At 73.5% G+C, this 22,571-nt stretch carries 22 protein-coding genes; 14 read left to right on the top strand and 8 right to left on the bottom strand.

The features are described from left to right. The first annotated feature begins 41 nt into the window (after positions 1–41). From thiD to LWC33_RS03645, 5 genes are all read left to right on the top strand, one after another. Entirely contained in the window at positions 42–902 is an 861-nt protein-coding gene (gene thiD, locus LWC33_RS03665; protein WP_233302767.1) for a bifunctional hydroxymethylpyrimidine kinase/phosphomethylpyrimidine kinase, read from the top strand. Positions 903–1,083: 181 nt separating this feature from the next. Beyond that, entirely contained in the window at positions 1,084–3,360 is a 2,277-nt protein-coding gene (locus tag LWC33_RS03660) for a xanthine dehydrogenase family protein molybdopterin-binding subunit (protein WP_233302766.1), read from the top strand. Continuing rightward, positions 3,357–3,905 (top strand): (2Fe-2S)-binding protein, encoded by a 549-nt coding sequence (locus tag LWC33_RS03655; RefSeq protein ID WP_233302765.1) that lies wholly within the window; start codon positions 3,357–3,359, stop codon positions 3,903–3,905. The genes LWC33_RS03660 and LWC33_RS03655 overlap by 4 nt, the downstream gene beginning before the upstream one ends. Continuing rightward, on the top strand, positions 3,902–4,729 hold the full coding sequence (locus tag LWC33_RS03650) for an FAD binding domain-containing protein (RefSeq protein ID WP_233302764.1): 828 nt from the start codon (positions 3,902–3,904) through the stop codon (positions 4,727–4,729). Before LWC33_RS03655 ends, LWC33_RS03650 begins: the two co-directional genes overlap by 4 nt. A 179-nt stretch (positions 4,730–4,908) precedes the next feature. Further along, positions 4,909–5,529, top strand: a complete 621-nt coding sequence (locus LWC33_RS03645; protein ID WP_233302763.1) for an antibiotic biosynthesis monooxygenase — start codon at positions 4,909–4,911, stop codon at positions 5,527–5,529. Between the two features lie 45 nt (positions 5,530–5,574). On the opposite strand, the gene LWC33_RS03640 is transcribed toward LWC33_RS03645, so the two are convergent. The 3 genes from LWC33_RS03640 to mftM all read right to left on the bottom strand — a co-directional run bounded on the left by LWC33_RS03640 (position 5,575) and on the right by mftM (position 7,518). Further along, positions 5,575–6,177, bottom strand: coding sequence for a carboxymuconolactone decarboxylase family protein (locus LWC33_RS03640; protein WP_233302762.1), 603 nt, complete (start codon positions 6,175–6,177; stop codon positions 5,575–5,577). Then, positions 6,177–6,743: a VOC family protein gene (locus LWC33_RS03635; RefSeq protein ID WP_233302925.1), complete on the bottom strand. Its 567-nt coding sequence runs from the start codon at positions 6,741–6,743 to the stop codon at positions 6,177–6,179. The genes LWC33_RS03640 and LWC33_RS03635 overlap by 1 nt, the downstream gene beginning before the upstream one ends. A 76-nt stretch (positions 6,744–6,819) precedes the next feature. After that, the gene (gene mftM / locus LWC33_RS03630) at positions 6,820–7,518 is read right to left on the bottom strand and encodes a mycofactocin oligosaccharide methyltransferase MftM (RefSeq protein ID WP_233302761.1); all 699 of its coding nucleotides are present in this window, start codon (positions 7,516–7,518) and stop codon (positions 6,820–6,822) included. 262 nt (positions 7,519–7,780) lie between these two features. On the opposite strand from mftM, the gene LWC33_RS03625 reads away from it, so the two are divergent. Together LWC33_RS03625 and LWC33_RS36425 are read left to right on the top strand one after the other, a co-directional pair. Continuing rightward, the gene (locus tag LWC33_RS03625) at positions 7,781–8,365 is read left to right on the top strand and encodes a zinc-binding dehydrogenase (protein ID WP_233302760.1); all 585 of its coding nucleotides are present in this window, start codon (positions 7,781–7,783) and stop codon (positions 8,363–8,365) included. Continuing rightward, positions 8,302–8,526, top strand: coding sequence for a zinc-binding dehydrogenase (locus LWC33_RS36425; protein WP_372476544.1), 225 nt, complete (start codon positions 8,302–8,304; stop codon positions 8,524–8,526). The genes LWC33_RS03625 and LWC33_RS36425 overlap by 64 nt, the downstream gene beginning before the upstream one ends. Before the next feature lie 68 nt (positions 8,527–8,594). On the opposite strand, the gene LWC33_RS03620 is transcribed toward LWC33_RS36425, so the two are convergent. The 4 genes from LWC33_RS03620 to LWC33_RS03605 form a co-directional block, all read right to left on the bottom strand. Then, complete coding sequence (locus tag LWC33_RS03620) at positions 8,595–10,136, bottom strand: VWA domain-containing protein (protein WP_233302759.1); 1,542 nt, start codon at positions 10,134–10,136, stop codon at positions 8,595–8,597. Next, positions 10,137–11,357, bottom strand: a complete 1,221-nt coding sequence (locus LWC33_RS03615; RefSeq protein ID WP_233302758.1) for an AAA family ATPase — start codon at positions 11,355–11,357, stop codon at positions 10,137–10,139. It abuts the gene before it with no gap. A gap of 176 nt (positions 11,358–11,533) precedes the next feature. Continuing rightward, the gene (gene mdo / locus LWC33_RS03610; RefSeq protein WP_233302757.1) at positions 11,534–12,826 is read right to left on the bottom strand and encodes an NDMA-dependent methanol dehydrogenase; all 1,293 of its coding nucleotides are present in this window, start codon (positions 12,824–12,826) and stop codon (positions 11,534–11,536) included. Positions 12,827–13,021: 195 nt separating this feature from the next. Beyond that, complete coding sequence (locus tag LWC33_RS03605) at positions 13,022–14,212, bottom strand: GNAT family N-acetyltransferase (protein ID WP_233302756.1); 1,191 nt, start codon at positions 14,210–14,212, stop codon at positions 13,022–13,024. 199 nt (positions 14,213–14,411) lie between these two features. Between LWC33_RS03605 and mftA the strand changes: the two genes are divergently transcribed. The 7 genes from mftA (at position 14,412) to LWC33_RS34780 (ending at position 21,389) form a co-directional block, all read left to right on the top strand. Next, positions 14,412–14,513, top strand: coding sequence for a mycofactocin precursor MftA (gene mftA / locus LWC33_RS03600; protein ID WP_232868004.1), 102 nt, complete (start codon positions 14,412–14,414; stop codon positions 14,511–14,513). Then, on the top strand, positions 14,503–14,814 hold the full coding sequence (gene mftB / locus LWC33_RS03595; RefSeq protein ID WP_233302755.1) for a mycofactocin biosynthesis chaperone MftB: 312 nt from the start codon (positions 14,503–14,505) through the stop codon (positions 14,812–14,814). Before mftA ends, mftB begins: the two co-directional genes overlap by 11 nt. Before the next feature lie 22 nt (positions 14,815–14,836). Further along, positions 14,837–16,099, top strand: coding sequence for a mycofactocin radical SAM maturase (gene mftC, locus LWC33_RS03590; protein ID WP_233302754.1), 1,263 nt, complete (start codon positions 14,837–14,839; stop codon positions 16,097–16,099). A 64-nt stretch (positions 16,100–16,163) separates the two neighbouring features. Continuing rightward, positions 16,164–18,482 carry an oxidoreductase gene (locus LWC33_RS03585; protein ID WP_233302753.1) on the top strand — a complete coding sequence of 773 codons (2,319 nt, stop codon included), beginning with the start codon at positions 16,164–16,166 and terminating at the stop codon, positions 18,480–18,482. Continuing rightward, complete coding sequence (locus LWC33_RS03580; RefSeq protein ID WP_233302752.1) at positions 18,482–20,347, top strand: mycofactocin system FadH/OYE family oxidoreductase 2; 1,866 nt, start codon at positions 18,482–18,484, stop codon at positions 20,345–20,347. Before LWC33_RS03585 ends, LWC33_RS03580 begins: the two co-directional genes overlap by 1 nt. 64 nt (positions 20,348–20,411) lie before the next feature. Then, on the top strand, positions 20,412–21,122 hold the full coding sequence (gene mftE / locus LWC33_RS03575; RefSeq protein ID WP_233302751.1) for a mycofactocin biosynthesis peptidyl-dipeptidase MftE: 711 nt from the start codon (positions 20,412–20,414) through the stop codon (positions 21,120–21,122). 141 nt (positions 21,123–21,263) lie between these two features. After that, positions 21,264–21,389: a hypothetical protein gene (locus LWC33_RS34780; RefSeq protein ID WP_255690796.1), complete on the top strand. Its 126-nt coding sequence runs from the start codon at positions 21,264–21,266 to the stop codon at positions 21,387–21,389. Here the strand turns inward: LWC33_RS34780 and LWC33_RS03570 are convergent. Continuing rightward, positions 21,376–22,527 carry an alkaline phosphatase family protein gene (locus LWC33_RS03570; protein WP_233302750.1) on the bottom strand — a complete coding sequence of 384 codons (1,152 nt, stop codon included), beginning with the start codon at positions 22,525–22,527 and terminating at the stop codon, positions 21,376–21,378. The two genes, LWC33_RS34780 and LWC33_RS03570, sit on opposite strands and share 14 nt — an antisense overlap. Between the last annotated feature and the right edge of the window lie 44 nt (positions 22,528–22,571).

The following is a 22,571-nucleotide window of genomic DNA, read 5'->3' as shown; positions in this document are numbered from 1 at the left end:
CACCGCATTCCGCCGCCCGTCCCGCGGGCTACCGTCCTCCCATGCCCGAACCGTCTCTCGGCACCACCCCGCCCCGCGTCATGACGATCGCGGGCACGGACTCCGGCGGCGGTGCCGGCATCGCCGCGGACCTGCGCACCTTCGCGGCCTGCGGGGTGCACGGCTGTCTCGCCGTCTGCGCCGTCACGGTGCAGAACTCGGTCGGGGTGACGGGCGTGCACACGATCCCGCCGGAGATCGTGGCCGCGCAGATCTCGACCGTGGCGTCGGACATCGGGCTCGACGCCGCCAAGACCGGCATGCTCGCCGGTGCCGAGATCATCGAGGCGGTGGCGGCGGCCTGCGACGCGAACGGAATCGGCGCGGACGGGCGGACGCCCCTGGTCATCGACCCCGTCGCGGCCTCCATGCACGGCGACCAGCTGCTCGCCGACTCCGCGCTCGACGCCTTCCGCGACCTGCTCTTCCCGCGCGCGACCCTGGTGACCCCGAACCTCGACGAGGTGCGCCTGCTCATCGGCATCGACGTGCACGACCGCGAGGTGCAGTACGCCGCGGCGAAGGAGCTGCACGCCCTCGGCCCGCGGGCGGTGCTCGTCAAGGGTGGGCACCTCGCGGAGGACACCGACGGCTGCGTCGACCTGTTCTTCGACGGCGAGTCCTTCACCGAGCTGCCCGGCCCGCGCTTCGCGACCGGCCACACCCACGGCGGGGGCGACTCGCTGGCCGCGGCGATCGCGTCCGGCCTCGCCCGCGGGCTCGCGCTTCCGGAGGCCGTGGAGTTCGGCAAGCGCTACATCGTCGAGGCCGTGCGGTACGCCTATCCACTCGGCCAGGGGCACGGCCCGGTCTCGCCGTTGTGGGCCGTCCGGCCCTGGTGGGACGCTCCGCCATCGGTGTGAACGTTCGTTCGCTCAGGAAACGATGCCCCGGCTGCGACCCGCAGGTGCGGTATGCTCCGGCGGAATCCCCCGCTAGCGCGGAAACGCGGGTCGGTGCTGCCGACTTAGGGCACGCTAACCTGCAGGTCAGGGGCCTGCGGGAGGTCGCATGCGGCTGCCCACGGGGCTAGTGTCGCGCCCGATGAGCATCTTGGGCACGCGCGTTGTCCGTACCGAGGACCCGGTGTTCCTCACACGGGGCGCGACATACACCGACGACCTGACCGACGAGCGGCTCACCGGGGCACTGCACGTGACCCTGGTCCGCTCCCCGCTGGCCCACGCCACGATCAACTCGATCGACGTCGAGGAGGCGCGCAACGCGCCCGGCGTCGTGGCCGTCTTCACCGGCGCCGACTGCGACATCGCGCCGGCCCTGCTGTTCCCGGCGGCCAACAAGAAGATGCTGCGGCCGTTCCTGGCCACGGACCGGGTGCGCTACGTCGGCGAGGCGGTCGCGGCCGTCCTCACCGAGGAGGCCTACCAGGGCGAGGACGCCGCCGACCTGGTCGACGTCGACTACGAGCCGCTCGACGCCGTGGTCGACATGAAGGAGGCCCTCAAGGACGAGGTCCTCCTGTTCCCCGAGGCCGGGACGAACAGCGTCACCGCGATGCACCTGAACAAGGAGGAGCCGGGCGACGACTTCTTCGCCGACTGCGAGGTCGTCGTCAGCCGGGAGATCGTGAACCAGCGGGTCGCCGCGGCGCCGCTGGAGACGCGTGCGGCCTCCGCCTACTGGGGCGAGGACGGCCGCTGCACGATCTTCTGCTCCACCCAGAACGCGCAGAGCGCCCGCGACGAGGTCGCCGGCTGGCTGGGCATGGACGCCAAGGACCTGCGGCTGATCCTGCCGGACGTCGGCGGTGGCTTCGGCGCGAAGATCGGCGCCGACCCCGAGTTCGCGCTGGTCGCGTGGCTGTCGAAGAAGGTGGGCCGCCCGGTCCGCTGGAACGAGAGCCGCTCGGAGAACATGACCGGGATGGTGCAGGGCCGCGCCCAGCTGCAGACCATCACGATCGGCGGCGACCGGGACGGCACCGTCAAGGCCTACCGCCTCGACGTCGTGGCCGACGCCGGCGCCTACCCGCGCCTCGGCGTCGCCCTCCCGATGTTCACGCGGATGATGGCCCCCGGCACGTACGACATCCCGAAGGTCTGGTCGACCGCCCAGGTCGTCGCGACCACCACGACGTCGACCGCGGCCTACCGCGGCGCCGGTCGCCCCGAGGCCACCCAGGCCATCGAGCGCGCGATGGACCTCTTCGCGGACGAGATCGGGATGGACCCGGCGGAGCTCCGCAAGAAGAACGTCGTCAAGCCCGAGCAGTTCCCCTTCACCACGAAGGGTGGCGCCGAGTACGACACGGGCGAGTACGCGAAGGCGATCGACCTGGCCTGCGAGGCGGCGAACTACGAGGGCCTGCGGGCCGAGCAGGCGCGCCGCCGCGAGCGCGGGGACGCGCTGCAGCTGGGCATCGGCGTGTCGTCCTACGTCGAGATCACCGGCGGCGGCGCGTTCGTGGAGAACGCGACCGTGCAGGTGCACGCGGACGGCACCGTCACCGTGCTCACCGGCACCTCGCCGCACGGCCAGGGCCACGCGACCGCGTGGGCGATGCTGGCCAGCGAGGAGCTCGGCATCCCGGTCGAGAAGATCACCGTGAAGCACGGCGACACGGACCTGATCCCCACCGGCGCCGGCACCATGGGCTCGCGGAGCCTGCAGACCGGCGGCGTCGCGGTGCACAATGCCGCGGTCGAGCTGGTCGAGCTGGCCAAGCAGCGGGCCGCGGACGTGCTCGAGGCGAGCATCGACGACCTGGAGCTGGACAAGGCGACCGGGTCGATCGTGGTCAAGGGCGCCCCGGGCGCGAAGAGCGTCTCGCTGGCCGACCTGGCCGGCACCGAGGAGCTCAAGGTCTTCCACGAGTGGGACGCCAAGAAGCCGTCCTTCCCGTTCGGCGCGCACGTCGCCGTCGTCGAGGTCGACGTGGAGTCCGGCAAGGCCACCGTCGAGCGGATCTGGGCGCTCGACGACGCCGGCCCGATCCTCAACCCGCTGATCTTCGACGGCCAGCGGCACGGCGGCATCGCGCAGGGCATCGCGCAGGCGATGCTCGAGGAGGTCGTGTTCGACCCCGAGGGCCAGCCGCTCACGGCGACCTTCGCGGACTACGGCATCCCCTCGGCCGCGGAGCTGCCCAGCTTCGACCTGGTCACCATGGAGACGCCCACGACGATCAACTCCATGGGCTACAAGGGCGTCGGCGAGGCCGGGACCATCGGGTCCTGCCCCGCGGTGCAGAACGCGGTGATCGACGCCGTGTCGCACCTCGGCGTCCGCCACATCGACATGCCCCTCACCCCGGTGCGGGTGTGGACCGCCATCAAGGAAGCGCAGGAGGCCACCCGATGAAGGTGGAGATCACCGTCAACGGTGAGCACACCAGCCACGACGTCGAGCCGCGCACGCTGCTCGCGCACTACCTGCGCGAGAACCTCGGCCTCAAGGCCACCAACATCGGCTGCGACACGACGTCCTGCGGCGCCTGCACCGTCCTCGTCGACGGCGAGGCCGTGAAGTCCTGCACCGTCCTCGCGGTCCAGGCCGACCAGCAGACGGTCACCACGATGGAGGGTCTCGACGGCGCCGCGAAGGGCGAGCTGGGCCACCCGGTCACCAAGGCGTTCCGCCAGGAGCACGGCCTGCAGTGCGGGTTCTGCACCCCGGGCATGGTGATGGCCGCGGTCAGCCTCATCGAGGAGAACCCGGACCTCACCGAGAAGGACGTCCGGGAGGGGCTGGAGGGCAACCTCTGCCGCTGCACCGGCTACCACAACATCGTCCGCGCCGTCCTGGTCGCGGCGGGCAAGGACCCCGACGCCGCGCAGGCGGCCGAGGCCGTGTCCGACGAGCGCACCACGGCGCCGGGCTTCTCCACCGGGGAGGGCGACAAGTGATCCCCGTCGGCTTCGACTACCAGCGCCCGGAGTCGCTCGACGCGGCCCTGGCCCTGCTCGCCGAGCACGGCGAGGACGCCACGGTGCTGGCCGGCGGGCACTCGCTGCTCCCGGTCATGAAGCTGCGCCTGGCCGCGCCCGAGATCGTCATCGACATCGGGCGGCTGGCCGAGCTCAACTACATCCGGGTCGACGGCGACGAGGTGGCCATCGGCGCGGGCACCCGCTACCGGGACATCGTCATCTCCGACGTGCTGGCGAAGGAGTGCGCGCTGCTCCCGGCCGTCACCCGGACCGTCGGCGACCCGCAGGTCCGCCACCGCGGCACCCTGGGCGGCGCGCTCGCCCACGGCGACCCGGCCGGCGACCTGCCCGCCGCGATCCTGGCGCTCGAGGGCACGATCGTGCTGCGCAGCCCGCGGGGCGAGCGGAAGGTCCCGATCACCGAGTTCTACACCGGGGTGTTCTCCTCGGTGAAGGAGCCGGACGAGCTGCTCGTCGAGATCCGGGTGCCGCGCACCGGCGCCACGGGGTGGGCCTACGAGAAGTTCACCCGGCGCAGCAACGACTGGGCGATCGTGGCGGTGGCCGTGGTGACCGCCCCGGACGGCGCGCGCCGGATCGGGCTGGTCAACATGGGCTCGACCCCGCTGCGGGCGAAGGCCACCGAAGCCGCGCTGGCCGAGGGCAAGAGCATCGAGGAGGCGGCCGCGCTCGCCGCCGAGGGCACCGAGCCCCCGGCCGACAACGCCGGCACCCCCGAGTACCGCCGCCACCTGGTGACGGTGCTGACCCGGCGGGCCCTGCAGACCGCCGCGGGCTGAGTCCGCACCTGTTCCTCCTTCCCGACGTCCCGGTTCCCCGTCCGCGGGGCCGGGACGTCGGCGTTCCCGGGGGTCCGGCACGGGGCGTTGGTCCATGGTGCGCGGGACCGGGCGCGAGGATCCTGTCCGGCGTCCGGCGGCGCCGCCGGGGCGCCGCCCCGACCGGAAGGAGGTGGGCCGTGTACGCACGTTCGACCACCATCCTGGCCCATCGGGAGAGCATGGACCGCGGCATCGCGCTGATCCGCGACGAGATCATGCCCGCGGTGCTCGACATGCCGGGGTGCATCGGCATGTCGATGCTGGCCGACCGCGAGTCCGGCCGCTGCATCGCGACGACCGCCTGGGACTCCCACGAGGCGATGGAGGCCTCCGCGGGGGTCGTCCGCCCGATGCGGGACCGGGCGGCCGACGCCCTCGGTGGCACCGCGCAGGTCGACGAGTGGGAGCTCGCCGTCCTGCACCGCAACCACACCTCCGCGCCCGGCGCGTGCGTGCGGGTGAGCTGGGTGCGGTCCGACCCGGCGACGCTGGACCGGGCCGTCGGGTTCTACAAGGCGACGATGCTCCCGGAGATGGAGCAGTGGGACGGCTTCTGCAGCGCCAGCATGCTGCTCGACCGCGACGAGGGGCTCTCGGTCTCGTCGGTGACCTTCGACAGCTACGACGCGATGGCCACGCTCCGGGACCGGGCCGCCCGCTTCCGGGACAACGCCATGCAGGAGATCGGCGGGGAGGTGCTCGAGGTGCGGGAGTTCGAGCTCGCCCTGGCCCACCTGCGGGTGCCCGAGCTGGTGTGACGCGGGTTCCGGGCGCCGGCGCTCCGGGGCCGGCGCCCGGTGCCGCTACGCGCCGGGTGCGGGGACCTCGGTGACGGGCTCCGCGCGGTCGTCGTACTCCAGGCGCAGCGCCCGGCTGATCGTCGCGTGCATCTCGTACAGGCAGGTGACGTAGGTCAGCAGGAGGATCTGCTCGTCGTCGAGGCCGCCCGCGCGCAGGGCCTCGACGACACCGTCGGGTACCCGGCCGCCGTCGAGCACCAGGGCGTCGGTGTACGCCAGGACCGCCCGCTCCACCGGGCTCCAGCAGTCCGCGGCGGCCCAGGCCGGGACCGCCGCGATGCGCTCCTCGGAGACGCCGAGATCCCGCAGGGCCTTGCAGTGCTGGGAGAACACGAACGAGCTGCCCCGCGCCCAGCCCGCCCGGCACTGGGCGAGCTCGCGCAGCACCGGGTCGAGCCGCGCGCCGCGGTAGAGGGCGAACCCGTCGACGGCGTGCCGGAACGTGTCGGGGGACAGCGCGAACACGGTCCACCAGTCGCCGGGCGTGCCGGTGGCGGTGCCGGGCTCGGCCACCGGGTCGCGGTCCGGGCCGAAGAGCCGGTCGTAGAACTGGAGGATGCGGGGGTCGGTGACCTCCGCGCGCGGGACCTGGCGCAGCCGCGGCATCAGGCGGTCGCCGTCGGCACGCGCCGGTCGGCGGCGGTCCGCGGAGCGTGCTTCACGTCGTCGGGCCCGAACGAGCGGGTCCAGCAGGCGAACTCCAGCAGCTCGCCGTCGGGGCCGGAGAAGTAGAACGACCGCACGAACACGCCGGGGTGGAACGCCCGCGCCACCGTGCTCGGGCTGTCGTCGTGGTCGAGGATCGGGCTGACGTCGACCCCCTTGGCCGCGAGCCGGCGCCGGTACTCCTCGAACTCCTGCACGGGGACGTGGAAGGCCACGTGGTTCATCGAGCCGGTGGCGCTGGCCAGGTCGCCCTCGCCCGGCTTGGCCGCCGGGGCGGAGATGCCCGGCACGCCGTCCGGCGCGTCCGGGAACCAGAAGAAGGCCAGGCAGTCCCCGCCGCCGCAGTCGAAGAAGAAGTGCTGGCCGCCGCCGGGCAGCTCGATGGTCTTGATCAGCGGCATGCCCAGCACGCCGGAGTAGAAGTCGATCGTGCGCGCCATGTCCGAGCAGACGAGCGCGAGGTGGTTGATGCCGCCGAGCCGGAACTCGGAGTTGAGGGCGCCCATGGTCACGGTCCTCCTCGTCGAGGCGGCCGCGGGACCCCGGCCGTTCCCCGATGGAACCGTCCGGGGGCGGGCGCCGTCAACGGTCGAGGATCAACCACCCGCCGTGGTGCGCGGAGACCTCGTACCGCAGCCCGGTGGTGGCGCCGAGCTCGTGCAGGGCAGCCTCGTCGAAGGTCGTCACGTGCCCCCAGGTCTCGTTCGGCTCGTCCTCGAAGGGCACCGCGACGACGACCCGGCGCCGGGCCAGCCGGATCCCCTCGGCGAGCACCGCCTTGCCCTCCTCGGCCGGCAGGTGCTCGAGCAGGTGCACGGCCAGCACCGTGTCGGCGTGCCCGTCGGGCAGGGGGACGTCGCGGGCGTCGGCGACCAGGGTGTCGACGGCCAGCCCCAGCCGCGGGGCCATCCGCCCGAGCAGACCGACGGTGCCGGGGACGAGGTCGGTCGCGGTGACCTCGTGCCCGGCCTGGGCGAGCCGGAGCGCGAGGAACCCGAAGCACGACCCCAGCTCCAGCACGCTCCCGACGGCCAGCTCCTCGGCCCGCTCGTGGACGGGCTTCAGCTGGGCGTTGGTGCCGCCCGGCTCCGGGTCGCCGCGCAGGGCGTCGAGGGTGTTGCGGTAGAAGGCCAGCCAGGCGTCCTCGGGGTCCGGCGCCCCCGAGGTGACGATCGCGACGAAGGCCTCCTCGAACCGCTCCGGCGGCAGCACCCCGGGCACGACGAGCGTGCGGTCCAGCCAGCCGGCCAGGTCGTTGTCCAGCCGTGCGAGCCCGATCATGGCGGCTCCCTTCGTCGGTCCCGACGCTAGGGAGCGGACGCCAGCCGCGGGGCCGATCCCGTCCGGCGGACACCGCGGAACCCTCCGACCGGAGAGGGGGCGGTGCTGCCGGACGGGCGGGCGCTCGTCCGCCTCGATCCCGCGGCGCAAGGCGGCCCCTCGCCTACGGTCGCGGCCATGAGCACACGCACCACCGCGATCGACGCCTCCACGTTCACGGAGATCGAGCACGAGGTCCCGGACCCTGGTCGACGAGCACGTCGTGGGCCGCAACCCCCGCACGCTCGACTGGGCGGAGGCGGCCGCCCTGCCGCTGACCACGATCACGGCCTGGGAGACCCTGTTCGACGCCCTCCGGCTCGGTCCTGCCGACACGGGGCGCCTGCTCGTCGTCTCGGCGGCCGGCGGGGTCGGCGCGATGGTGACCCAGCTGGCCGAGGCGCTGACCGGTGTCGAGGTGATCGGCACGGCGTCGCGCCAGGAGTCCGCGGAGTTCGCGCGCAGCATGGGCGCGGACCACATCGCGGACCACCACGCACTGGTCGAGTCGGTGCGGAAGGTGGTGCCGGACGTGCAGTACGTCTTCTCGCCGGTCTCGGGGAAGAACGTCGAGGCCTACGCGGAACTTCTCACCCCGCGCGGCGAGATCGTGGCGATCGACGAGCCGCCGGGCATGGATCTGCTCCCGCTCAAGTCCAAGAGCATCACCTGGCACTGGGAGCTGATGTTCACCCGGCCGCTGTTCCAGAAGACGGACGCGACCCAGCGCGGACTGCTCGACTTGTGGCGGATCTGGTCGACGAGGGCCGGATCCGCACCACCCTCACCCGCACCTTCGAGGGCCTGACCAGCGAGAACCTGCGCGCGGCGCACGCGCAACTGGAATCGGGCCACACGATCGGAAAGGTCGTCCTCACCCCTCTGAGCGCAGTATGGAACCATAATGCGCCAGAGGGGGCGGTCCTAGACGCACTACGGAACCATAACGTGTCCAGAATCAGCTCCTGAGCGCACTACGGAACCATAACGCGCAATTGTTCGAGCTGTGAGCGCATTATGGTTCCATAGTGCAAGCGTCAGCGGCCGATCAGTTCGCCCGCCATCTCGTTCGTGGTCTGCTCCAGGCCGGTGAGGTCGCGGACGACCCGGACCCGGTCGCAGTACTCGGCGTAGTCCGGGAGGTCGCAGCGGCCCAGCCCCCACGAGTAGCGGGGCTCGGGCGTCAGCCAGATGGTCTCCCGGGCCCGCCGGGTGATCTCGACGAACGCCTCCATGTTCGGGTCGTTGCCGTTGCCCCGCCCGTCGCCGAGGATCAGCACCGTCGACCGCCGGGTGACGGCCGAGCCGTGCTCGTCGAGGAACCGGCCGAAGGCCAGCCCGTAGTTCGAGTTGGCGTCGACGTCGACCACGTCCCCACCGAAGACCAGCCCGAGCGCGTGCTCCACGGGGTGGTCGGCGAACAGCTCGGTGATCTCGGCGATCTCGTCGACGAACGCGAAGGAGCGGACCTGCCCGAACAGGTCCTGCAGGCCGTGGACCAGGTGCAACGTGAACCGGGCCGTGGCCCGCACGGACAGCGACACGTCGGCCAGGACGACGAGCCGCGGCTTGTCCTCCTGCCGGCGCACCGTGACCGGCGTGAACGGCACGCCGTCGAAGCGCATGTTCCTGCGCATCGTGCGGCCCGAGTCGATCCGGCCCTGCGGCGAGACCCGCCGGCGGTGCGTCAGCGCCCCGTGCAGCGTCTTCGCGAGCCGGCGCAGCGAGTCCTCCAGCTGCATCCGCTCGGTCTCCGACGCCCGGTCGACCTCGGCCACCCGGCCGTCGCCCTCGCCCCCGTCGATGATCCGCTGCTCGATCTCCAGCAGCTTCTCCAGGTGCGCCTTGATCGCCTCCGGGAGGTTCTGCAGGACGCCGGCGAGGCGCCGGCGCAGCGCCGCCGCGTCGTCCTCGGTCCCCTCGGAGCCCGCGACGTCCTCTTCCGCGGCGGTCAGCCAGCCGAGCAGCGCCTCCTGCTCGGCGACCGAGAGGTCGGCGTCGACCTTGGTCCCGGTGGCCGTCGAGATGTCGCCGGGCAGCCCCGCGCCGGAGAGCCGGTCCGTCTCGATCTGGACCCGGTTGCCCTCCGACAGCGGCGAGCCCTGGTTGTCCTTCGAGAAGACGATCTCCTCGGTCATCGCGGCGAGGTCGATCTTGTTGGCCTCCTGGTGCAGGTTGTACTGCTGCGCCAGGTCCTCGGGGTCGAAGTAGTCCCGGATGTCGACGGGCTTGCCGTGCTCGTGGCCCTGCTGCGGGGTCTCCGACGGGTCCTCGGAGAAGGTGAAGTCGTCGAGCGTGCCTTCGTCGGAGAGGTCGCCGTGGCCGTGCCCGTGGCCGTGCCGGGTCTCCGGCTCGCCGACCTTCACCAGGGCGAAGAACAGGTCGAAGACCTCGTCGAAGGTGGCCTCGTCCCGCCGGTCCTTCACCAGGGCGACGCGCAGCGCCTCCTTGAGCACCCCCTTGTCGGCCAGCACACCCGGCTGCGAGGCGCACCGCATGGCGTCGACGGCCTCGGAGACCGAGATCCGTACGCCGCGGATGCGCAGCAGCCGGACGAACCGGTGGATCGACGCCTCCATCTAGAGCGCCCTCTTGCGTCCCAGCCCGAAGGAGCGGGAGCCCTGCCCCGAGGTGACGTTGCGCGTCTTCGCCGGGGCATCCTTCTCGGTGCCCTTGGCGTAGTTCGGGGTCCCGTAGACGCCCTCCCCGTGCCGGCCCGCGGTGTCCTTCGCGGTCCGGATCTCGCTGCCGTCCGGGCCGCCGTCGTCGTCGTGCGAGTGGCCGTGGCCGTGCCCGTGTCCATGGCCGTGCCCGTGCGAGTGCTCCTCGACGACGGCGTTCGGGTCGACGAGCCGGGGCAGCGCGTCGAGCGCCTTGGTCACGTCCTTGTCGTACTTGACCACGACGGACACGGTGTCCGAGAGGATCTGCGAGTCGAGCTCGTCCACGCCCAGCACGGCGAGGGTGCGCGCCCAGTCGATCGTCTCGGAGATGCTCGGGGCCTTGCGCAGCTCCAGCTCGCGCAGCCCACGGACCACGTTGACGAGCTCCTCGGCGAGGGAGTCCGACAGCCCGGTCTTCTTGGACCTGACGATCTCCAGCTCGCGCTCGGCGGAGGGGTAGTCGAGGAACAGGTGCAGGCAGCGGCGCTTGAGCGCGGCGGCCAGGTCACGGGTGTTGTTCGAGGTCAGCAGCACGTACGGGCGCTGCTTCGCGGAGAACGTGCCGACCTCGGGGATCGAGATCTGGAACTCGCCGAGGGTCTCCAGCAGCACGGCCTCCAGCGCCTCGTCGGCCCGGTCGACCTCGTCGATCAGCAGCACGACGGGCTGCTCGGAGCGGATCGCCTCCAGCAGCGGGCGCGGGGCGAGGAAGCGCTCCGAGAAGAAGACGCTCTCGTTCTCGCCGATCCGCTCCACGGCGGTGCCCAGGTCGGGGGCGTCCTCGACGACCTGCCCGATCTTCTCGCGCAGGATCTGCGTGTACATGAGCTGCTTGCCGTAGTCCCACTCGTACAGGGCCTTGGTCTCGTCCTGGCCCTCGTAGCACTGCAGGCGCAGCAGCCGGCGGCCGGTCGCGGCGGCGAGCATCTTGGCCAGCTCGGTCTTGCCGACGCCCGCGGGCCCCTCGAGCAGCAGCGGCTTGTCCAGCCGGGTGAGCAGGAAGACGGTCGTGGCGAGCCGGGTGTCGGCGATGTAACCCTGGTCGCGGAGCGCCGCCACGACCTCGTCGACGGACTCGAACGGCGGGTCGGGATCGGTCTGCGGGCCGTCGGAGAGGCCGTCGGACAGGCTGGTCAAGGCCGGAACTCCTTCCGCGCGGCTCGCCGGCGAGCCGCGGTCGTGCGCACGTGAGGGAGGCGCCCAGGCGGGCGGGCCCGCCACGGATCCAGTGTGCGCCGGATTCACGTGGCGGGCCCGTCGGATCCCTGAGCTGTCGGGAGCGACGACCGCCGGGGCGGCCGCCGCTCACGGGGTCAGCTGAGCAGGTCGTCCAGGTCGCCGTTGATGCAGTGGTCGACGACCGGGCGGACCGTCTCGAAGGTGCACTCCTTGGGGTTGCCGGGGGTGCACGCGTCGCCGAGGACGTGGTTGGTGATCCGGTCGACGTCGGCGGCGTCGCCCTTGATCTCCTTGGCGTTCTCGTAGTACTTCGTCGGACCCTGGCCGAGCCGGTTCTTCGAGTAGCTGTCCTGTGTGACGTCGATGAACCGCTCCGGGATGCCCACGTCGCGCAGCAGCCGGATCGCGGCGGCCAGCGCGGCCTCCGCGGCCTGCACCTTGGTCATGCCGTGGGTGTCGATGCCCATGGCCTCCGCGATGTCGGCGAAGCGCTCGTAGCAGACCGGCATGTTGAACGCCCACACGCGCGGCAGCGCGATGGCGTTGTTCAGGCCGTGGTGGGTGTCGTAGAAGGCCGACACCGCGTGCGAGATCGAGTGGATGATCCCCAGACCACCGGAGTTGAACGCCTGGGCGGCGATGTACTGCGCGTACATCATGCCCTCGCGTCCGGCCAGGTCCTGGCCGTTCCACACCGCGGCGCGCAGGCTCTGCGCGGTCAGCTTGATCGCGTGCAGCGCGTTGCCCAGCGAGGGCTGGAAGTTCAGCCGGGACACGTACGGCTCGGAGGCGTGCGCGAGCACGTCGAACCCGCACTGCGCGGTGAAGTCGATCGGGCAGTCGTAGTAGAGGACCGGGTCGTCGATCGCCAGGGTGGTGACCGAGGCGTCGTCGAACGCGACGTACTTGTGGGGGTTGTCCGGGTCCGTCGTGGTGTCGGTGATGACGTAGGCCCACGAGGTCTCCGAGCCGGTGCCGGCCGTGGTGGAGACCGCGATGTGCGGCGGGTTCTGCGGGTTCTCGGACTTGTTGAAGCCCTCGAACTCGTTGACGTTGCGGCCGTCGTGCGCCACCGAGATGCGCGCGCCCTTGCAGGCGTCGTGCGAGGAACCGCCGCCGATCGAGACGAACGAGTCGCAGTTGTTCTGCTGGTAGAGGCCCACAGCGTCCATGACGTTGTAGTCCTTGGGGTTCGACTCGACCTGGTCGTACACGACGACCTCGAGGCCGTGGTACTTCATCGACTCGACGATCTTGTTGACGATGTTCGTGCCGCGGAGGCCGGACGTCATCACGAGCGTCTTCTTGAAGCCGAGCTTCAGGGCCTCCGGCCCGATCATCTCGTGCGCACCCGGGCCCAGCAGGGCCTTGGGGAACGGGTGGAACTCCTTGAGCGGGAACGGCTTGAGCAGTTCGTCGACCTGCATGGCAGCCCTTTCTGGTGCAGGTGATGTCGGTCGACGGGGACGCTAGGACGGGCGTGACGGCGGGCACAGGGGGCCGCGGGGGAAACCGTCAAGAGGTGGGGGCGGAAACCGTCGGGTCGGAGGGGTGGGCGCCGCAGTGACCCCGGACGACCCGACGGGGGAGCGCGCGGAACCGGCCGTCCGGGCCCGCGGGCGTCACGGCTCGCGCCCGGCCGACCACGCGTCGTCGAGCACCCGGAAGCCGTGGCGGGCGTACCAGTCGCGCGGTGCGCTGTCGGCCTGCGCGTGCAGCGCGAGCAGGTCGCAGCCGGCCCGGTTCGCGACCGCGACGGCCCCGTCGAGCAGGGCGTTCCCGTGTCCGCGGCCCCGGTGCGGGGCCGCGGTCTCGATCGCCTCGAGCACCGCCGTGGCGCCGTCGAGGTACAGCGCGGCCGCGGCGACGACCTCGTCGCCCTCGCACACGGCCAGGATGCGGAGGTCGGTTCCGCGGTCCTCGGCGAGGTACCGGTCCGGCAGCCGGAGGCGGCGGGGGTCGTCGGGGGGCAGGTCGGGCCGCCAGGCCTGCGTCCAGAGGTCCCGGACGGCGCCGATGGTCGACTCCGCAAGCTCCGTCTCCGCCTCGAGCGGCACCTCCTCCGCCGACGCCGCCGCCGGCGGGGTCGACGCAGGGTCCGGCGCCGGGGCGGGCGCCGGGTCCGCGTCGTCGAGCCTGCGCGCCATGACGACGTCGTGCTGCACCCACCAGCCGGACCGGCCGAGCTCGCGGGCGACCGGGCCGGGGTCGGTGCCGCGGATCGTCACGCAGCGGTGGGCGCGGCCCGCCCCGCCCAGCACCCGGTCGGCCTCGGCGGCGAGCTCCTGCGCGGGGGTGCCGTCGTCGACGAGCAGCCGGTTCAGCGCAGGCGCCCACGGCACGTCGTCCTGCAGCACGGCGAGGCCGCCGGCGACGGGCACCTCGGCGCTCGCCACGCGGCGCGGCAGCGAGTCGGCGAAGGCCCGCAGCCGCCCGGCACGGTCGGCGCGGGCGGGTGGCTCGGCCGGCGCCTCGAAGGCGCCGTCGGGCCCGGGGCGGAAGGCCGAGACGGCGACGACGGCGGACACCGGCACGGGACCGTAGGCGTGCGGGAACCGCATCGAGGCCGGGTCGCCGGGCACGCCGGGCTCGTAGCGGATCGCGCAGCCGACCGTTGCGGCGTCGACGGCGAGCAGCACCAGGTCCCGCCGCCCGGCGAAGAGCCGCTCGGCCGGGAGGGCGACCTGGTCGGCGGTGGAGAGGTGGACGAAGCCGACCTCGGCGAGCGACGGCGGCGTCACGGCGCCCGTCCGGAGAGCTGTACGCCACTCGGCGGGGGTGGTCAGGTGCAGCAGGGTCGCGGGTGCGGACACGGGGTCAGCATGCCCGCCACCTGGGCGTTCGTCCTCCCCGGGCGGGGCTCGGGGTGATCGTCGCGGGGCCCGGGCCGCCTCTCCGAAGGGAGGGGGACCCGGCGGGCCCCTTGCTTCCGGCACCCGGTGCCAATATCGTCCGACCTGCCGGCCGGCACGTCCGACACCGATGTCCACAGGTCGCACCAGGAGGTTCGCCATGGCCCCGATCGAGAAGTCCGAGCAGGTCGAGGACGCCCCCGTCGTCGAGGAGACCCTCGTCGAGGAGGTCTCCATCGACGGCATGTGCGGTGTCTACTAAGAGCGCCGAGAGCGCTGGTGCCGCCGGGGTCGGCGACTTCGACCCCGGCGCCCCCTACCGGTGCAGCCCGCAGGTGTCCCTGCGGCCCGAGCCGTTCGGGGCGCTCGTGTACCACTTCGGCACCCGCAAGCTCTCCTTCCTGAAGACCCTCCCGCTCGTGGAGGTCGTCAAGGGGCTCGAGGACCACCCGGACGTCCACTCGGCCATCGAGGCCGCGGGCGTCGAGGAGGCCCAGCGCCCCGCCTACCTGAAGGCGCTGGCCGGTCTGGCCGCCTCGGGGACGATCGAAGCCCGCCAGTAACCACCACACCGGAGTGCCCCCGATGAAGCTGGTCGACCACTTCCAGTACGGCCTCAACTCGCCGATCTGTCTGACGTGGGAGCTCACCTACGCCTGCAACCTCTCGTGCGCCCACTGCCTGTCCTCGTCCGGCCGCCGCGACCCGCGTGAGCTGTCGACGGCCGAGGCCAAGGCCGTGATCGACGAGCTGCAGCGGATGCAGGTCTTCTACATCAACATCGGCGGTGGCGAGCCCACGGTCCGACCGGACTTCTGGGAGCTGCTCGACTACTCCATCGCGCACAACGTCGGGGTCAAGTTCTCCACGAACGGCCTGAAGATCGACAAGAAGCGGGCCGCGCAGCTGGCGGCGACCGACTACGTCGACATCCAGATCTCGCTCGACGGCGCGACCCCCGAGGTCAACGACTACGTTCGCGGCCCCGGCTCGTACGACATGGCGATCCGCGCGCTGGAGAACCTGGCCGAGGCCGGGTTCGCGCAGCCGAAGATCTCGGTCGTCATGACCCGGCAGAACGTCGACCAGCTCGACGAGTTCAAGGCCATCGCGGACAAGTACGGCGCCCAGCTGCGGATCACCCGCCTGCGCCCGTCCGGCCGCGGTGCCGACGTGTGGGACGAGCTGCACCCGCTGCCCTCGCAGCAGAAGCAGATGTACGACTGGCTCGTCGACCGCGGCGACCAGGTCCTCACCGGGGACTCCTTCTTCCACCTCTCGGCGTTCGGCGAGGCCCTGCCGGGGCTGAACCTATGCGGTGCCGGGCGGGTCGTCTGCCTGATCGACCCGGTCGGCGACGTCTACGCCTGCCCCTTCGCGATCCACGAGAACTTCCTCGCCGGCAACGTCCGGGACGAGGGCGGCTTCCAGCGCGTGTGGGAGTCCTCGGACCTGTTCACCGAGCTGCGCCAGCCGCAGACCGGCGGTGCCTGCCAGAGCTGCATGCACTACGACGCCTGCCAGGGCGGGTGCATGGCGGCCAAGTTCTTCACCGGTCTCCCGCTCGACGGCCCGGACCCCGAGTGCGTGCGCGGGTTCGGCGAGCAGGCCCTCGCGGCCCGCGGCGACGACCACGTGATCCCGAAGTCCGACGTCAACCACTCGCGGACGAAGCTCGGCAAGAAGTCGCCGGTCCTGCTGCAGCTCTCGATGGGCCGCCCTGATGCGCCCTCGACGGGACCACGTGTCTCGGGACGGCCCGACCGCGCCTGCGAGACCAGCCCGCTCGCGGGCATGGGCGCGTCGGACACCGACTCGGGCCTGCGGCTCCCGGTCGCCGGCTCGTAACCCCACAGACCGCCGGCGCCGGACCCGGGGACGACGGGTCCGGCGCCGCGCGACCCACCTGGAGATGATCACGGATCCGGTCGTACTGCGGGGCCGGACCGCGCCCTCCCGCGTCCTGTTCGGCCCGCACGTGACCAACCTCGGCCGGGGCCGGGCCCTCTCCGAGCGGCACGTCGCCTACTACGCCGAGCGGGCCGCGGGCGGGTGCGGGGTGATCGTCACCGAGACGGCGTCCGTGCACGAGTCGGACCAGCCGTACGAGCGGGCGCCCCTGGCAGCGGCCTGCGGCCCCGGCTGGCGCGCGATCCGGTCGGGGTGCGGGCCGGCCCTCGTCCTCGCGGGGCTCGGGCACGCCGGTGCGCAGGGCACCACCGCCTTCACCGGGCGGGCGCTCTGGGGGCCGTCCCGGGTGCCGGACGTCGTGTCCCGCGAGGTCCCGCAGGTCATGGAACAGGCGGAGATCGACGCGCTGGTCGCGGGTTGTGCGACGGCCGCGGCGGAGGCGGTGGCCGCTGGGCTCGACGGGGTCGAGATCCAGGCGGGCCAGCACTCCCTGCTCCGGCAGTTCCTGTCCGGGCTGACCAATCACCGCCCCGACGCCTACGGGGAGGATCGCTCCCTGCTCCTCCGCGAGGTCGTCGGGGCGGTGCGTGCCGCGCTCGGCCCGGACCACGTCCTGGGCCTGCGCCTCTGCTGCGACGAGCTCGCCCCCTGGGCCGGCATCACCCCCACCGCCGCCCATGACCTCCTCGCCACCCCGCGAGCCACGCTGTCGCCCCCCGCGAGTCGGGCTCTCAGCCCCCGCGAGTCGGGCTCTCCGCCCCCGCGAGTCGGGACGTCCGACCCCGCGAGTCGGCAGTCCCGGGGCCCCGAGTCGGCAGTTCCCGTCGCGCAGCTCGTCGACTACCTCGTGCCCGTGCGGGGCTCCGGGCTGACCGTCCCCGCGACCCGCCCCGACCTGCACACCCCGCCCGGCTTCAACCGCCCCCTCGTGCGCGCGTTCCTCGGGCTCGGCGTGCCGGTCGTGCTGCAGGGCAGCGTGGTGGACCCGGAGATGGCGGAGGCCGCGCTCGACGAGGGGAGCGCACTCGTCGAGATGACGCGGGCCCAGATCGCCGATCCGCGGCTCGTCGCACAGGTGCGTGCCGGGACGCCCGAGCGCATCCGCCCCTGCACCCTCGCCAACCAGCACCGCGCCCGGGACCCGCGGAACCCACTGGTCACCGACGAGGCGGAGCCGCGATCGGGGCACGAGACCCTCGACCGGCCGCTCCCACTCGAACCGAGCGCGCGGCGGGGCGACCTGCTCGTCGTCGGGGGCGGGCCGGCCGGGATGGAGGCCGCCCGGACGGCCGCGCTGTACGGCTACCGGGTGCGGCTCGTGGAACGGGCGCCCCGACTCGGGGGTGCGCTGCGGTTCGCCGCCGCCGTGCACGGACGGGCGCGCTTCGGCCTGCTCGTGGAATGGTGGGAGCGCGAGCTCGAGCGGCTCGGCGTGGAGGTGGCGCTCGGCGTCGAGGCGGATCCCGCGGACCTGGTCGGGGACGTCGTGCTCGCGACCGGCTCCGTGCCGTCGCCGCCCGCCTTCGCCGCCGGACCCGACGTCGTCGTGCTCCCGGCGGGCGAGTTCGAGGCCGCCGTACACGCGGCGGCCGGTCCCCGTCGGCCCTCCGACCCGCCCGGCCCCGACGCGACGGCCGCCGTGCTGCCCGCGGGCGCCCGGGTCGTCGTGCACGACCCGATCGGCGACTGGACGGGTGTCGGGATCGCCGAGCAGGTCGCCGTCGCGGGGGTGCCGTGCACGCTCGTCACGCCCGACGCTGTCGCCGGCGCCCAGCTCTCCCGCACCGGGGACCTCGCCGACGCCAACGCCCGCCTCGAGCGCGCCGGCGTCGCGCGGGAGCTGTTCGCGCGGCTGCGGTCGGCCGGGGGCGGGACGGCGCTGCTCACGGACGTCGACCACGGGGCGGCCCGGGAGGTGCCGTGCACCGTGGTCGTCGACTGCGCCCATCGGCTGCCCGACGACGATCTGTGGCGCGGGCACCCCGGCCTCCTGCGGGTGGAGCACGAGGCTCCTGACTCGCGGTGCCGGAACTCGCGACTCGCGGAAGCTCACAGCGCGACTCGCGGGTGTGGAGAGCGCGACTCGCGGGAGGGGACGGCGCGACTCACCGTAGCTCACAGCGCGACTCGCGGGGGTGGAGAGCGCGACTCGCGGGAGGGGACCGCACGACTGGTCGTGGCGGGGGACTGCGTCGCGCCCCGGACCGTGCACGAGGCGGTGCGGGAGGGGCGGCGGGCGGTGCAGCGTCTCCGCAGCTCACCGGCGGTCGAGCGTGCCGACCGCACGTCCGACGGCCCTGCGCACCCATGGGGGCCGTGATGCTGCACGAACCGCTTCGGGCCGGGCGGCTGAGCCTGCGCAACCGCATCGTCTTCACCGCCCACCTCACCGGTTACGCGACGGACGGCCTGCCCACCCCGGAGCACGTCGCCTACTACGCCGCGCGGGCCGCGGGCGGGGCCGGACTGGTGATCACCGAGGAGCACTCGGTCCACCCGCACGACCGTCCCTACGAGAAGCTCATCCGCGGCCACGACCCCGCGGTCCTGCCGGGCTACCGCGCGATCGCCGACGCCGTGCACGCCCACGGCGCGGCCGTCCTCGCCCAGCTCAACCACAACGGGCCGCAGTCCTCCGGGATGTACTCCCGCGAGCCGGTCCGCGGTCCCTCCGCCGTCCCCGACCCGATGTTCCGCGAGGTCCCGGTCGCGATGACGGAGGCGGACCTCGACGAGGTCGTGGCCGGCTACGCCCGGACCGCGCGGCACTGCGTCGAGGGCGGGTTCGACGGCGTCGAGCTGCAGTGCTCGCACGCCTCCCTGGTCCGCTGCTTCCTCTCGCCCGCGACCAACCACCGTGACGACGCGTACGGCGGCACCTTGGAGAACCGGGCCCGCCTGCTCCTGCGGATCGTCGCCACGGTCCGGCGCGAGCTGGGCGACCGCGTCCTCGGCGTGCGGCTCGGCGGCGAGGAGGGCATCGAGGGCGGCATCGGGCTCGACGAGGGCGTCGCCCTGGCCCGCCTGCTCGAGGACACCGGCGATGTCGACCACCTCAACACCTCGATCGGCGTGGCGACGGCGTCGCTGCACCTCATCGAGGCCTCGATGCACACGCCGGCCAACTACGCGACCTTCATCCCCTCGGCGATCCGGGCGGCCGTGCGGCTCCCGGTCGTCGCGGTCGGGCGGTTCACCGAGCCGGCGGTGGCGGAACAGGCGTTGGCCGAGGGGCACTGCGATCTCGTCGGGGTCGCCCGTGGACAGATCGCCTCCCCGGACTTCGCGGCGCCGGCCGGCCCCACCCGGGTGTGCGTGGGGTGCAACCAGGACTGTGTCGGCCGGGTCGGGATGAACCGTCCACTGCGGTGCGCGGTGAACCCCCGGGCCGGGCGGGAGTCCGTCCCGCTGCCGGCCCCCGGTGTGCCGCGGCGGGTGGTCGTCGTCGGGGGCGGCCCGGCCGGGCTGCGCGCCGCCGCGACCGCCGCCGCCCGCGGGCACCGGGTGACGCTCTACGAGCGGGACCGGCTGGGTGGGCAGCTCGCCCTGGCCGCCCTGGCACCCGGGCGTGGCGAGCTGGCCCACGTGGTCCGGGACCTCGTCGGCGAGTGCGGGCGGGCCGGGGTCGAGATCGTCCGCGGCGAGCCCGGGGACCTCGGGAGTGCCGACGTCGTCGTCCTCGCCACGGGCGCCCGGCCCGCCCGCCGCCCCGGCACGGTCGACGTCCGGGACGTGCTCGACGGCACCGTCGCGCCCACCGGCTCCGTCCTCGTCGTCGACGAGCTGGGGTTCCACCACGCCACCTCCGTGGCCGAGCTGCTGGCCGCCCGCGGCTGCACCGTGGAGATCGTGACCCCCGGGATGGTGGTCGGCCAGGACCTCGGGCTCACGCTCGACCGCGAGGGCTTCCGCCGCCGAGCCCACGAGGCCGGCGTCCGGCTCAGCGCGGACCGGCTGGTGACGGCCGTCGAGCCGGGCCGGGCGACCCTGGTGCACCATCCCACGGGCAGGACGGAGACGAGGGAGGTCGACGCCGTGGTCTGTGCGGTCCCCGCCGAGCCCGACGACGCGTTGTGGTCCACGCTGCGTGATCGCCCCGGGGTCCACCGGATCGGTGACTGCCTGGCGCCGCGGCGGATGGACGCGGCGCTGCGCGACGGCGAGCGGCTGGCGGTGACGCTGTGAAACCTGAGAGTGGTATCCACCTGTGGATCCACACTGTGGACAACCCGGTTCTCGCAGGTCAGTCGTGAGGGCCGAGGAGCTCACGTGGACCGTACTCACCGACGGTCCACCCCGGACCCTGGTCGTCCCCGTGGGGTCGGTCGAGCAGCACGGTCCCCATCTGCCGTTGACCACCGACGTGCGGGTGGCCGAGCAGGTGGCCGCCCGGATGGAGCAGCGCGATCCCGGGCTGGTCCTCGCCCCCGCGGTCGCGTACGGCGCGGCGGGGGAGCACGAGGGATTCCCCGGCACCGTCTCGATCGGACACGAGGCCCTGCGCGCGGTCCTGGTCGAGCTCGGCCGCTCGGCCTGCCGGTGGGCGGCCCGGCTGGTGTTCGTCAACGGCCACGGCGGCAACGTCCCCACCCTGGTCGAGGCCGTCCGGCTGCTGCGGTACGAGGGTCGCGACGCCGCCTGGGTGCCCTGCGTCGCCCCGGGCGCCCGCGGCGACGCGCACGCCGGCCGCACCGAGACCTCCCTGATGCTCGCGCTCGACCCCGACCGGGTCGGACCCGCGCGGGACGCCGGCGCGACGGCCCCCCTGCGCGAGCTGCTCCCGGTGATGCGGGAGCAGGGCGTGGCCGGGGTCAGCCCGAACGGTGTGCTCGGCGACCCGGGCGGCGCCACCGCCGAGGAGGGCGAGGCCCTGCTGGCCGCGATGACCGACGCACTCGCCACGGCCGTCGCCCGGTGGGAGCCCGACGAGGGGACGGGCCGGCTGGCGTTCGGTCCCTGACCCGTTCGCGCTGGTGAACCGCACCGCGGTCCCGCGCGCCCGATCCGGCCGAGCCCCCCGGATCGTCGGTCCCGGCTGCCATGCGAGTACGCCGACGCCGGGATCCCGCAGTACTGGATCGTCGACCTCGCCGGCCCACCCGTGCTGACGGCCTCTGTGCTGGTCGGCGGCGACCACGAGCTCACGGGTGAGCACCGCGGGCAGGTCACGACCGAGATCGCCGGCATCCCGGTCACCCTCGACCTCGACCGCCTCACCGCGCGGTAGTCGCCACCAGCAGCGGCACCAGCTGCTCCTCCGCGGTCAACGAGCCGTGCTGGCCGGGCAGGCCGGCGAGGACCGGCTCGGCGACCGTCCGCACCACCCCGGCGGGCCCGCGCATCGCCACGACGAGGTCCCCGATCCGGTCGGCGACGTGCGGCCCGAGCGGGCCGAACCAGGCGGCGGCCACCGCCTCGTCCCGGGTGACGATCCAGGCGTCGTCGCGCAGCGTTTCCTGCCAGGCGGCGCGGACCTCGTCGACCGCGCCCTCCTCGACATAGACGTGTCGGGCCCGCGGGTCGCCGCCGAGCAGCCGGACGCCGAGCCGCAGCGGAGTGAGCTCGTCCGCGTCGTAACGGCGGGTCATCTGCACCATGCCGTGGTCGCCGGTGACCGCGAGGAGCGCATCGGCCGGCAGCTGGTCGGCGACCGTCTCGACGAGCCGGTCGATCTGCCGCAGCTGGTAGCGCCACGCCACCGAGCCGGGCCCGTGCACGTGGCCGAGGGTGTCGAGGTCGGCGTGGTAGCCGTAGCAGAGCCGGCGCCCCGGGCCGGTGAGCGCGTCCGCGACCGCGGCGGCGAGGTCGCCGAGCGCCAGCACCCCGCGGTACCGCCCGCCCCGCAGCGCCGCCCGGGTCAGACCCGAGCCGCGGAAGGCCCGCGGCCCCACCGAGGTCACCTGCACGCCGTCGGCGGCGGCCCGTTCGAGCGCGGTGGGCGCGGGCTGGACCTCCTCCGGCAGCAGGGACTCGCGCAGGTCGGCGGGCTGGGGCTCGCCGTAGGTGGTCCACCTGAGCGAGTCGAGCAGCGCATCGCCGCAGGCCCGGAAGCTGATCCCGACCACGCCGTGCCCGCCCGGCGGCAGCCCGGTGCCGAGCGAGGTGATGCTGATGGAGGTGCTCGACGGGAAGCCGACGGTCAGCGGCTCGCCCGCGAGCGAGGCCAGGAACGGCGCGTCGTCGGCGTGGTCCCGGAGCAGCTCGGCGCCCAGCCCGTCGACGAGCAGGACCGCGGCCGCGCGCACCGGCGGCAGCGTGATCGCGGGTGCCGGGCCGGGCACGCCCAGCGCCGCGAGGACAGCGGGGAACACCTCGGCCAGCGAGCGCTCGCCGTAGCGCGGGAGCAGCAGATCACCGGTGGACACGGCGTGAGCGTCCCACGTCACGGGGCGGTCGCGGGAGCACGCCC

The sequence above is a fragment of the Pseudonocardia terrae genome, from assembly GCF_021343995.1.
Lineage (GTDB): Bacteria > Actinomycetota > Actinomycetes > Mycobacteriales > Pseudonocardiaceae > Pseudonocardia > Pseudonocardia terrae.
This window is presented reverse-complemented; position numbering and strand designations above follow the sequence as displayed.

Excerpts from the sequence above, each read along its gene's own strand:
- thiD (WP_233302767.1), top strand. The coding sequence starts at position 42 with ATGCCCGAACCGTCTCTCGGCACCACCCCGCCCCGCGTCATGACGATC.
- LWC33_RS03585 (WP_233302753.1), top strand. The coding sequence starts at position 16,164 with ATGATCACGGATCCGGTCGTACTGCGGGGCCGGACCGCGCCCTCCCGC.
- LWC33_RS03655 (WP_233302765.1), top strand. The coding sequence starts at position 3,357 with ATGAAGGTGGAGATCACCGTCAACGGTGAGCACACCAGCCACGACGTC.
- LWC33_RS03580 (WP_233302752.1), top strand. The coding sequence starts at position 18,482 with ATGCTGCACGAACCGCTTCGGGCCGGGCGGCTGAGCCTGCGCAACCGC.
- LWC33_RS03660 (WP_233302766.1), top strand. The coding sequence starts at position 1,084 with ATGAGCATCTTGGGCACGCGCGTTGTCCGTACCGAGGACCCGGTGTTC.
- mftC (WP_233302754.1), top strand. The coding sequence starts at position 14,837 with ATGAAGCTGGTCGACCACTTCCAGTACGGCCTCAACTCGCCGATCTGT.
- mftA (WP_232868004.1), top strand. The coding sequence starts at position 14,412 with ATGGCCCCGATCGAGAAGTCCGAGCAGGTCGAGGACGCCCCCGTCGTC.
- LWC33_RS03620 (WP_233302759.1), bottom strand. The coding sequence starts at position 10,136 with ATGGAGGCGTCGATCCACCGGTTCGTCCGGCTGCTGCGCATCCGCGGC.
- LWC33_RS03640 (WP_233302762.1), bottom strand. The coding sequence starts at position 6,177 with ATGCCGCGGCTGCGCCAGGTCCCGCGCGCGGAGGTCACCGACCCCCGC.
- mdo (WP_233302757.1), bottom strand. The coding sequence starts at position 12,826 with ATGCAGGTCGACGAACTGCTCAAGCCGTTCCCGCTCAAGGAGTTCCAC.
- mftM (WP_233302761.1), bottom strand. The coding sequence starts at position 7,518 with ATGATCGGGCTCGCACGGCTGGACAACGACCTGGCCGGCTGGCTGGAC.
- LWC33_RS03635 (WP_233302925.1), bottom strand. The coding sequence starts at position 6,743 with ATGGGCGCCCTCAACTCCGAGTTCCGGCTCGGCGGCATCAACCACCTC.